This is a genomic window from Xanthobacter sp. YC-JY1 (assembly GCF_021730305.1).
Taxonomy (GTDB): domain Bacteria; phylum Pseudomonadota; class Alphaproteobacteria; order Rhizobiales; family Xanthobacteraceae; genus Xanthobacter; species Xanthobacter flavus.
Window position 1 is genome coordinate 4,210,102 of sequence record NZ_CP032674.1, and the last position, 11,530, is coordinate 4,221,631.

General features: G+C 69.2%; 6 protein-coding genes. All 6 read right to left on the minus strand.

Annotation, left to right across the window (positions count from 1 at the left end; all coding sequences use genetic code 11):
- Nucleotides 1-41: 41 nt before the first annotated feature.
- On the minus strand, nt 42-848 hold the full coding sequence (locus D7006_RS19825) for an N-acyl homoserine lactonase family protein (protein WP_237354277.1): 807 nt from the start codon (nt 846-848) through the stop codon (nt 42-44).
- Nucleotides 845-1,855 carry an NAD(P)-dependent oxidoreductase gene (locus D7006_RS19830; protein WP_237354278.1) on the minus strand — a complete coding sequence of 337 codons (1,011 nt, stop codon included), beginning with the start codon at nt 1,853-1,855 and terminating at the stop codon, nt 845-847. Before D7006_RS19830 ends, D7006_RS19825 begins: the two co-directional genes overlap by 4 nt.
- A 21-nt stretch (nt 1,856-1,876) precedes the next feature.
- Nucleotides 1,877-2,602 carry an enoyl-CoA hydratase/isomerase family protein gene (locus D7006_RS19835; RefSeq protein WP_237354279.1) on the minus strand — a complete coding sequence of 242 codons (726 nt, stop codon included), beginning with the start codon at nt 2,600-2,602 and terminating at the stop codon, nt 1,877-1,879.
- A 160-nt stretch (nt 2,603-2,762) separates the two neighbouring features.
- Nucleotides 2,763-5,726 (minus strand): bifunctional diguanylate cyclase/phosphodiesterase, encoded by a 2,964-nt coding sequence (locus D7006_RS19840; RefSeq protein ID WP_305852680.1) that lies wholly within the window; start codon nt 5,724-5,726, stop codon nt 2,763-2,765.
- Between the two features lie 169 nt (nt 5,727-5,895).
- Nucleotides 5,896-6,390: a hypothetical protein gene (locus tag D7006_RS19845; RefSeq protein ID WP_237354280.1), complete on the minus strand. Its 495-nt coding sequence runs from the start codon at nt 6,388-6,390 to the stop codon at nt 5,896-5,898.
- Nucleotides 6,391-6,481: 91 nt separating this feature from the next.
- Nucleotides 6,482-11,458, minus strand: a complete 4,977-nt coding sequence (locus D7006_RS19850) for a hypothetical protein (RefSeq protein ID WP_237354281.1) — start codon at nt 11,456-11,458, stop codon at nt 6,482-6,484.
- Nucleotides 11,459-11,530 lie beyond the last annotated feature (72 nt).

Consider the following 11,530-nt stretch of genomic DNA (forward strand, 5'->3'; position numbering starts at 1 on the left):
GGCGGTCCGATGGATTCGATGCGCTGTGTCCACTGACGAAATCAGATGATGGGCGGCTCGTCGAGCCGCACGACGATGCCTTCCAGTTCCGGCCTTGGCGGCCGGTAACGGCGCATCACCAGCGGATCGTGACCTGGAACGATATGGTCCGGCGAAGGGGCGGCGGCCTTCAGCCGGTCGAAACCCTCCAGCATGCATCCCACGTGAAAGGCGGTGACGAACGGGCGCTCCGTGTCCACGTTCTCGTAGAAATGCGTCACGTCCGATGCCAGCACCACCGGTCCGCGGCGGGTATTGACGCGCACGAACTGGAGCCCGGCGGAATGCCCGGGCGCGGGATGCAGCGTCACGCCCGGCGCGAGTTCCGCACCGCCGTCATAGAAGCTGACGCGACCGGCGTAGTTGGCGCGGACCATGCCCACCACATCCTCCACCTCGAAGGAATGGCGCAGACGGCGGTAGCGCATGTAGCGTCCCACCGCATAGTGCATCTCCGCCTCCTGCAGGTGGAAGGTCGCGGCCGGGAAGAGGTCGAAATTGCCCACATGGTCGTAGTGCAGGTGGGTGAGGATCACGTCCTGCACGGTCGCCGGATCAAGCCCCACCAGCTTCAGCGCCTCTGCCGGGCAACGCAGGAAATCGCGCTTGCGGCGGGCTGCGACTTCGGCATTGAAGCCCGTATCCACCACGAAGCTGCGCGTTTCGCCGACGATGGCCCAGACGTAATAGTCGAGCGGCATCGGCGCGTCATGGGGATCGCCGCCGATGAAATTGTCTGCCCGCTTCGCATCTCGCGTGGCGTAGCGGATGGCGAAGACGTCATAGGTGGGGATCGCCAGCTCGCTCATGCCGCCTGCCCCTTCGAGTAAGCCCCGGTAGCGCCGGCAAAGGCGCGGTAGCGCTCCACATAGTCGCCGATGCCCTGTTCCAGCGTGAATTCCGGCGCCCAGCCCAGCACCGCGCGGGCTGCGGAAATGTCGAGGGAGGCGCGCATGCGCGCATTCACCTCCTCCAGTGGCGACAGCGCGTCACCGATCTCGATATCGGCGCCCGGCACGACCTGCCGGACGATCCGCGCCACCTCTGCTGCCGCCGTCGCCTGTCCCGCCGCCACGTTGAAGACGCGCTGCGCCCCTTCGGCCGGGGCCGGCACGGCGAGGGCGCGCACGACCGCCCTGGCACAGTCCGGCACGTAGGTGTAGTCGCGCTTCATCGGCCCGCCGGTCACGAACCGTACGGGACGGCCCAGCACCGCACCCTCCACCATGGGCTTGATGAACATCGGCGTCCGCATGCCGAGGCCGTAAATGGCGGTCACGCGCAGCGCCAGCACGTCGACCCCGTGGAAGGAGGAATAGGCGAGGCCAATGGCCTCGCAGGCCATCTTGGTGGTGCCGTAGTGACCAGCGGGGTTGCCCTGAACCACCGAGAAAACCGGGTCCGTCTCCTTCAGCGGCGAGCCGTCCCCGCCATGGTATGCGGCATTGCTGGACAGGTAGATGAGCCGCGCCATGCCGAGTTGCCGGGCCGCCTCGCACACATTCACCATGCCGGTGATGTTGGTGTAGTAGGTCGCCGCCGGCTGGGCGAGGGAGGTCTCCAGCCCCACGATGCCGGCGCTATGGACGACGGCCTCGATCCGCTCGGTCCGGCACACGTCCATGAGACGCGCAAGGTCGGTGGTCTGCCCCGGAGCATGGAGGACGCCCTCCACTCCCGCGGCGGCGAGCGTGGCGAGGGCTTCCGGCCCCGGCGCAGCCATGTCGTAGCTCACCACGTTATGCCCGGCCTGGGCCAGCGCCGCCGTCACATGGCTCCCGAGAAAGCCGGACCCTCCCGTCACCAGAACGCGCATGGGCAGCCTCCCGATCCGGCTTCAGCCATGGGCCTTCTGCGCCCGCTCGGCGAGCAGGACGCTCATGAGCGAGACCGCGTATTCGCTGCGCTGCGGATCGGAGAGCCCTGCGGCCTCGCGGCCGAACTTGCGCAGCAGGGTGATGGACATGGGGTCCTGGGCGGCGACGAAATCGGCGACCCGGAGCGCTTCGGCGAGCGCGGCGCCGGGTGGGACAACGGATGTGACGATGCCATAACCCTCGGCGTCCGCGGCGGAAATTTCCCGACTGGAGAGGGACAGCTCGAAACCCCTCTTGTAGGAGACGAAGCGGAACAGGTAGGAGAGCACGATCAGCGGCGGCATGCCGTGGGACATTTCCGGCAAGGCGAAGCGGGCATTCTCGGCCGCGACCACATAGTCCGCCTGGGCCGACATGCCGAAGCCCCAGCCGAGCGCAAGGCCTTCCACCGCAAGGATTGTCGGCACCGGCAGGGCGGCGAAGGCGGCATTCACCTTGAGGATGGCGTTGAGGTCTTCCGCGACGTCGGAGGCCCGGGTCAGGCCCTTCTTGCCGACACGGCCGCCGCAGAAATTGGCGCCCTGGCCGGTGACCACCAGGGCCCGCATACCCGATTGATTCGCAAGGGCTTTGGCGGTCTCGGCGAGGTCCAGAAGGGCCTCGGTGTCCAGATGGTTCGGCTCGCCTTGTCCCACCAGCGTCAGGACGATGACGCCATTGCCTTTTTCCTCGACGCGAACGGCCATTCCCAGGGCTCCCTGCGCGGCCCTCTGGCGGGCCACCTTGTTTTTCTGATCGGGAGGGAGTGTGGCACCACGGCCGGGGAATGTAAACTGATTGTACGACAATAATGCGCGACGAGACGCAGCCCCAGAGCGCCGGCCGGACCCCGCGAATGCCCCCTGCTCAGGCCGTGCCGGCCCGCGCCCCGGGGATCTGGGAGGCGTTGGAAAACAAGGCTTCGAAGCGCTCGGGGGGCAGCGGGCGGCTCCAGAAAAAGCCCTGCCCGTAGGTGCAGCCATTGGCTGCGAGGAAGGCCATCTGGCCGGCGTCCTCCACCCCCTCCGCGAGCACTTCGATATGAAGCGCCCGGCCCATCTCGATCATGGCGCGCACCAGCTCGCCGTCCACCACGGACAGGGGCAGGTCATCCACGAAACTCTTGTCGATCTTCAGCCGGGAGATGGGGAAGCGCTTGAGGTAGGCGAGGGAGGAATAGCCGGTGCCGAAATCGTCGATGGCGATCCTGACACCCAGTTCCGTGATGCGTTTCAGCTTCGATTCAGCACCGGAATCGGCACCGAAAAGCATGCTTTCGGTGATTTCGAATTCGATGCTGTCAGCCGGCACCCCGGAGGCGGCGAGCGCCGCCTCGGTCTTCGCGCAGATGTCGGTGGCGCTGAGCTGCCCGGCGGAGATGTTCACCGCGACGAAGGCGCACGGCAGGCCGGCCTTCCGCCACCGCGCCATCTGGGTGCAGGCAGCGGCCAGCACGAAGTCGCCCAGGGGGACGATGAGGCCGGTCTCCTCGGCGACGGGGATGAAGCGGTCGGGGCCGATCATCTCGCCCTCGGGGGTGATCCACCGCACCAGCGCCTCGGCGCCGACGATGGTCTGGTCCTCGAGCCGGACGATGGGCTGGTAGTGGACGGTGAATTCGTGCTCCGTCAGCGCCCGCCGGAGGTTCGCCACCAGCTGGATGCGCGCCCGCGCATCGCGGGTCAGGGCGTCGGTGTAGAAGGCGTAGGTCCGCCCGTCCCGGCTCTTGGCCTCGAACAGGGCGGAATGGGCATGCTGGAGCAGGGTGTCGGCATCGCTGGCGTCCTCGGGGAAGAGGCTGATGCCGATGCTGGCATTGACGAACAGGTCGCTGACGCCCTCCGCCGCGAACGGCTCGCCCAGCGCCTCGATGAGGCGGACGGCGAGGCTCACCACCGCCTGCGGGCCCTCGCCGGCGTCGATCACGACCACGAACTCGTCGGCGCCGTAGCGGCCGATGGTGGCATCCTCCGGCGCCGTCCTGCGGATGCGCTGGGCGGCGGCGCGCAGCACCGTGTCGCCGGCGGCGAAGCCGAGGCTGTCATTGATGGTCTTCAGGTGATCGATGTCGATGTAGAGCACCGCGCACCGCGTGCCCTCGCGGGTCAGCTCGTGCTCGATGAGGGAATAGGTCAGGGTGCGGTTGGGCAGGCCGGTGAGCGGATCGTAGCGCGTCAGGCGGTCCACCTCGATCTCGGACTTGCGCGCCTGGGTGATGTCGTTGAAGGCACCCACATAGCTTTCGGCCGCGCCGGTGCGGCCATAGACCGTGCTGATGACCGTCTGCTGCAGGTAGAGCGTGCCGTCCTTGCGGCGGTTCCAGATCTCGCCGCGCCAGACGCCGGTGTCCTTCAGGGCGGTCCACAGCAGCTGGTAGAACAGCCGGTCGTGCCGTCCGGAGCTGAGGAACCGCATGTTCTGGCCGAGAATCTCGGCCTCCTGGTGGCCGGTGATGGCGACGAAGGCCGGATTGACCGCGGTGATCCGCCCCGCGAGGTCCGTCACCACCAGCCCCTCCTGGGTGTTGGTGAAGACCGCCTGCGCCAGCGTCAGGTGATGCTCGGCGGTGCGGCGGGCCGTGGCGTCGGAGACCATGAGAATGATGTAGCCGGCGTCCTCCGGGGTGTCGCGGGCGATGGACTGGACGCAGGAGAGCCAGATCTCCTCGCCGGCACGGGTGAGGTGGGGCTGGTCGCCGCGCGCCTCCACCACCGTCCCCGAGGGCAGCGACGCGACGGCCTCGCGGCTGGTCCCGCCCGCCCCGGCCCGGATGTTCGGCCGCACGTCGGCATAGCTGCGCCCGAGCAGCTCTGCCCGGCCATAGCCCAGGAGGGCGCAGAGGGTTTCGTTGACCCGCAGGAAGCGCCCGTCGAGGTCGAGATGGGCGATGCCTTCGGCCGCCTGTTCGAAGGTCGCCCGGAAGCGCTCCTCCGCCGCATGGAGCGCGGCCTTCTGGTCGGCTTCCGCCAGCGCGACGCGCAGCCTCTGGCGCTGGATGAAGAGCAGCGTGAGCACGCCCGCCACCAGCAGGCAGGCGGCGGCCGTCATGGCGGAGAGGAAGGCGACGCCCCGGACATCGTCCACCACGTCGGCCGTGGCGACGGTCGCGACGAGCACCGCATTGGCCGCGGGGATCATCGCCGCCGCCGCCAGCAGCGGTTCGCCGCCGGGAGGGCTGACGATATCGGCGGCGAGGCCGTCGGCCCCGTCGGCGGCGAGGGGCACCAGGGCTTCGGGCAGCGCCTGCTGCGCCCCGGCGATCATCCATCGCCCGTCGCTGCCGGTCTTGCTGGCGATGAGCACCCGGGCGCTGTCGCCCATCAGGCCGGCGAAGTCCTGCAGCCGGCTGAAGCCGGCGCTGCCGTTGGTGACGATGGCGAGCAGGGTCGCCTGCGGCGCTTGCGCCACGTGCGGCGTCGCCTCCAGCATCCGCCGCGCCACTTCCGCATCAATGGACCGCGCCACGGCCTCGGTCATGAATTCGAGCTGGCCCCGGCGCTCGCCGAGGAGCGTGTCGGAGGCGGACCGGAAGACCGAATAGCTGATGAGCCCGGCGGGCAGGGTGAGGAGCGCGAGGACCGCGAACAGCACCCAGCCCCGGAACATGAGGATGGGCCGGGCCGCGTCCTTGCCCTGGGCGGCGGTATGCAGCGCGAAATAGAGAAGGGCGGTCGTCACAGCGACGAACACGAAGCCCTTGAGGGTAGAGAAGACACCGAAGCCGATGGAGCCCCCGACGCTCTCGATGAAGCGGTCGGACAGGTAGATCCACAGCAACGCGCCGACCGCGTAGGCGATCGTCACGGACGCGATGTACGAGCGGCGTTTCATCGGCGCGCTTCTTTCCGAAGCCTGCATCCGTTCATAGCACATATCCGGGGCTGAAGGTGCGGCCAAGCTCAGGCTTTGCGTGTCAGCCCTGCGAAAAAATACGCGCCCTCAAAGGGGTACGCTACACCATCCGCCCGCTCGCGCCCACGGCGCAGCCGGGCCGGCGGGCTCAGGGGATCGGCGCGACGACGTTGTCGAAGCTGATGACGACTTCGGTTTTCTGCTGCTTGGACGTCATCCGGATCGGCAGGCCGCTGTCCACCGCGATCCACACCCGCTGGGGATCGAACTCGACGGCGCCTGGCATGGGCGGCGGCGTATAGTCGTAGGCCACCGCATTCTTGCCCTGCACCGTCTCCGGACCGACGCGCCGGCAGTCCTTGAGGCTGGCGGCGCTGGGAATGACCTGCTTCTGCATCTCCACACGCCCGCCCGGTCCCAGCGGCATCTTGGTCCACTTGGCCCCATGCTTGACATACATGACGTCGCCGACGATCACGGCTTCCATCAAGGGCGCGCCGCCCAACGCGGCCACCTGCCGGTAGGCCGGAACCTTGCTGAGGCGGTCATAGGCGTCCGCCACGCTTTGGCAGTCGTCCGCCAGCGCCGGCGAAAGCGGCACAAGCAGACAACCCAGCATCAGGACCGCTGTGGCGGCGCGCATGACGTTTCCTTTCAGATCAGGCGCGTAGCTTAGGCGTCGCAATGCAACTGCACAATCAACCGTCAGGACGTGGCACACACCTGCGGTGTCCCTACCACTGGTAGCGCACGCCGCCTCGCGCGTTCGCCGCCGCGTAGCCTTCGCCAAACTTGAGGCTGGCGGTGGTGAAGCCGTTCCAGCCATTGCTCTTGGCGAACACGTTGAAGCCGCCGCCAATCTCGCCGAAGGCGCCGTTGAAGTCGTCGGCGACGGTGAGCGGCAGGCCGGGATTGTAGATGGTCACCGTGTTGTCGCCGAGGAATTCGTACCAGAGCCGCGCATTCAGGTTGGCCTCGATGCGCAGCGACGCATTGTCATAGACCGGCCCGCCCACGCGGGCGCCGAGGCCGACCCTCAGGCTGTCATTGCTGCCGAAGTCCGCCGCCGTGCCGGCCAGAAGCGGCAGGTTGTTGATGCGGGTGGAGACATAGCTGAGCGTGGCGATGGGCTCGAAGAAGCCGGTGGCGCCGAGCTTCGCCCGATATCCGGTGTCGAGGGTGAAGCCGAGGCTGGTCGCCCGCGCGCTCTGCCCGTAGGCCGCCGGGCCGCCGAGCGTCGGCGCGGTGTAGTCCATGGAGAGGATGTCGGCCTTGAACAGGGCGTCCACGAACCAGTTGCGGTTGAGGTAGGTGGCATAGGCGCCCACCGTGCCGCCGGAATAATTGGCGGAGGTCGGCGAGGCATCGAAGCCGAGCTGGGAGGTGACGTAGCCGCCCATCACGCCGAACATCACCGCGTCCTTGCCGGACGCCGAGACATTGGTCTTGCCGAAATCGGCGCCGGCGATGAAGCCGTAGGTGTCTTGCGAATAGCCCATGTCGTAGGTGTAGGCCCCGCCCGGCACCGTGGCGGTGGTGGACGAGTCGCGCAGGCCCCAGCTGCCCACCGCCTTGGCCCACACGCCCGGCGTCACGCTCTGCGATCCGGCGCTGGGAGCCTTGCCGACGACGGCGCCGTTGCCGCCGTTGAGATAGGTGCGCAGGTCCGCCTGCCGGTCCAGCCAGCCGCCGCTGGTCTCGTACCAGATGCTCTGCGCGCCGGTGACGAGGCGCGGCAGCTCATAGGCCTCCCGGTCCGGCACGCCGACGAGGTAGGTGTCGTTGCCGCGCGTCACGAGGTCATAAAAGAACACGCCCTTGTCGATGACGCCGCCGAAGCGCGGATCGTAGCCGGCCGACTGGGAGGAGATGACGAAGCTCGCCTCCTGGGTGCCGTACTTGCCGTAGGAGACGGCATCGGGGTTCACCACCTCCACCACCATCATGCCCTTGGGGTTGTAGCCCCCCGCGCTGGTGCTCACGTCGTTGATGACGATGGCGGTCTGCCCCTGCGTCGCCACCGTGCCGGCGGGCAGCAGGTTGCCGTTGGCATCGAGGCCGCCGACCACCAGCTTGTCGGCGGTGGAGCCGGGGCCGCCGAGCCAGGCGTCGATGCCGAGGCGGCTGTTGCCCTGCCCCACGAACACGCCGCTCACATAGGTCACGTCGCGGGCGCCGTTATAGGCCGTCTGGCCGGGCGTCTCGTCGATCATGGTCAGCAGCCCGGCGTCGGTCGAGACGAGGCTGCCGTTGACGAAGGTTTCGAGGCCCGTGAATGTGGTGGTCTCCCCCTGCGCGCCGTTGAGCGCGGTGACGGTGAGGCCGGAATTGTTCACCTGGTCGGCGCCGCCGCCAAAGCTGTTGGCGCCCACCGTGACCCAGGTGTTGGAGCTGAGATTGTTGAAGGTGTCGTTGCCGTCCGAGAAGCTCACCCGGCCCACCACGGTGCCGTTGTTGGTGACGGTGGTGGAGCCCGCATCGGCCCGGATCGCCACGCGGCCGGCGGCGCTGGCGAGGTCGCCATTGGCCGCATAGGTCCATGAGCTGACCAGCGCGCTCTTGCCGATATCGATGGTGGTGCCGGTGCCGCTCGACACGCGGATCACCGCCTCGTCCTCGGAGGCGCCCGAGCCGGACACCACGCTGAACGCGCCGATGCCCACCGCGACGGAGCCTGTCCCGTCGGCTCGGATGCCATTGCCGGTGCCGCCCTGCCCCGTATCCCCATAGACGCGCGCGCCGGTGCCGAGGGTGACGACGGTGGCGCCGCCGCCGCTCGCCAGCGTGCGGATGCCGGTGCCCCCGGCGAGGATGCGGGTGCCGTCCGCGAGTGCGACCGTCACGTCGCCGGTGCCGCCCGTCTGCGCCGCGACGCCGATGCCGGCGCTGGTGATGTCCGCGCCTACATCGACCCGGGCCGCGCCCGCGCCGCCCGAGGTCGCGCCCACGCCGAAGCTGCCGCCCGCAATGATCTTGCCGGCGACCGTGACCGTGGCGGCGCCGCCGGTGTTGAGGGCGATGATGCCGGAGCCCTGGGCGTCGATCTCTGCCGTGTTCTTGACCGTCACCGTGCCCCCGGCGCCGGAGAGGCCGGCATCGATGCCGGTGCCGCCCGCCGTGACCTTGGCGTTTGTGGTGACGTTGACCGTGCCGCTGTCGCCGGTGAGCGCGGCGAGGATGCCGGCGCCGCCCGCCTTCACGATGCCGTCCGTGGTGACGGTGACGCTCATGCCAGTGCCGGTGGCGCTGGCGTCAATGCCCTGCGCGCCGGAGGTGATGGCGCCGTTCGCCGTCGTCGTCACCGTGGCGGAGCCGCCGGCGCCCATGGAGACGGCGCGCACGCCGAAGCCGGAGACGGTGATGGCATTCTCCACCTTCACCGAGGTGGTCGCCGTGCCCGCCGCCGTGGCTGAGGCGTCGGCGCCGCTGGCGCTGTCGGTGATGGCGCCGCGCAGGGTGAAGCTGCTCAGGGCGTCGCCCGTCGTCGAGGTGGCGAGCCCCTTCACCGCCGTGCCGGTGCCGCCCTTCACGGTGGCGTCGGTGGTGATGAGCGTGGTGGCATTGCCCTTGGTGCTGGTGGCGTCGGCGACGATGCCGCCGACAGCGCCCGTCACGGCGCCCGAGACGCCGATCCTGGTCTGCGTCGTCCCCTCGACCGAGGAGACGGCCGCGATGGCCGCGCCGCCGCTGCTGCTGACGGCGCCGGCGGTCGTCACGTCCACATTGCCGGAGGTGCCGGTCTTGTCGATGCGGATCCCGCCCACCGCGCCGGACACGGAGGTGCCGGACGTCGTCTCGACCACGATGTCGCCGGTGCTGCTCGCATCCGACGACACGCGCAGGCCGACGCTGGAGCCCTTCACTTGGGTGGTGTCGCCGAGCTTCACGGCGACCTTGCCGCCCATCTGCTTCAGGAACACGCCGTCCGCCGTGCCTTCGATGGACGCGCTGCCGGTGGTGGTGAGCGTGATGGTGCCGGTGGCCTCACCATAGAGGCCGAACCCGCCCGCCGCGGTGGACTTCGCGGTGCCGGAGAAGTTCTGGATGGAGAGATCGCCGCCCGTGGCGTTGAAGAAGGCGCCATATTGCCCGCCCGAGGCGGTGCCGCTGAAAGCGTCCGCCGTCACGCTGCCGCCCAGCGTGCGCACGAACACGCCCGCGCCGGTGCCGCCCGTCGCCGTGCCGGAGAAGCCGGAGACGGTGATGTCCCCGCTGGTGCCCGCCTGCGCGAAGATGCCGTACTGCCCGCCCGAGGCACTGGCGGCGAAGTTCTTCACGCTGATGCCGCCGGTGTCTGTGAGCAGCATCACGCCGTTGGCGCCGCCGACGATGTTGGGCGAGCCGGCGGAGCCGCCGGTGAAAGTGTCGGCGGTGATGGCCCCGCTGGTGGTGCGGCCATAGACGCCGTAATCGCTGGTGCCCGTGGCCGAGCCGGAGAAGCCGGAGACATTGACGCTGCCCGCCCCGGTCTGGGCGAAGATGCCGTATTGCCCGCCCTGGGCGCTGGAGCCGAAATTCTGGATGCTGATGGCGCCCGACGTGGACAGCGCCTGAATGCCGGCGGCGGCGCCGGTGAGGAACGGTCCGCTGCCCGTGCCGACGGTGAAATTGTCGGCGGTGATGGCGCCGGTGGTGGTGGAGAGCAGGAGGCCGCTGCCGCCCGTGCCCTTCGCCGTGCCGCTGAAGCCCGAGGCATCGATGGTGCCGGAGGTGGCGAAGGCGAGGATGCCGTTCTGGCTGCCCGTGGCGCTGCCGCTGAAGCTTTTCAGCGAGATGTCGCCGGTGGTGACCACCTGGGTGAAGATGCCGTTGGCGCCCGTGCTTTCCGCGGTGCCGCTGAAGCCGGAGAGATCCACCTTGCCGGCATTGCTCTGGGCGAAGATGGCGTTCTGGCCAGCGGTGGCGCCGCCGCTGAAGTCGCGGATATTGACGTCGCCCGCCCCGGTCACCTGCGCGAACACGCCGCTGGCTCCCGCGCCTTCGGCCGTGCCGGTGAAGCGGTCGATGGTGATGGTGCCGGTCGCGGCCTGGGCAAACAGCCCGTTCTGGCCGCCCGTGGCGCTGCCGGCGAAATCGTTCACCGTGATGTTGCCGCCGGCGATGAGGGTGAGGCCGTCCGCGCTCGTGCCTTTGAAGGTGCCGCCCTCGGCGGCGATGTCGATATTGCCGGAGGTGGAGGCGAGCACGCCGCTCGACCCGCCGCTGAGGCTCGCGCCGGCCAGCACGCGGACGCTGGCATTGGTGGCGGGGAGGAGCGTGAGCGCGTAGCCGTCCGCCTTCACAGTGGCACCGATGCCGGTGCCGGACGCCTGCGAAATGGCGCCGCTCGAAATCAGCACGATGCCGTCGGTGGTGGCCGTGAAGCTGCCGCCGATGTTGTTGAGCACGATGTCGCCGCCGCCGAGGCCGGAGCCGACGACCACCGAGATGGGCGCAGCCGCCGTGATGCTGGTGTCGTCCGCCGTGGTGACGGTGATGGTGTTCCCGGTGACCACCGCCGCGGCCGAGCTCGCGCCCGCGCAATCCAGCGCCGTGGGGTTGCCCACCGGACCGGAGGTGACGCAGGCGCCGTAGGCGACCGTCGCCGGCATCAGCCCCGCGAGGACAGTGGCAAGCGCCGATCCAGAAAGAAGCACCCGCATGTGGCGCGCGCGCCGATGGGTCCCGGTGACGACCCGGTCGGGCTTGGACCCGTGCGTGGCGCCAAACATGCGCGTGTCTCCCTCCCGATCCCGCACGCGCCCCCTTTGGCGCAGCACCGGGAATTCGGCGCACGTCCGCGC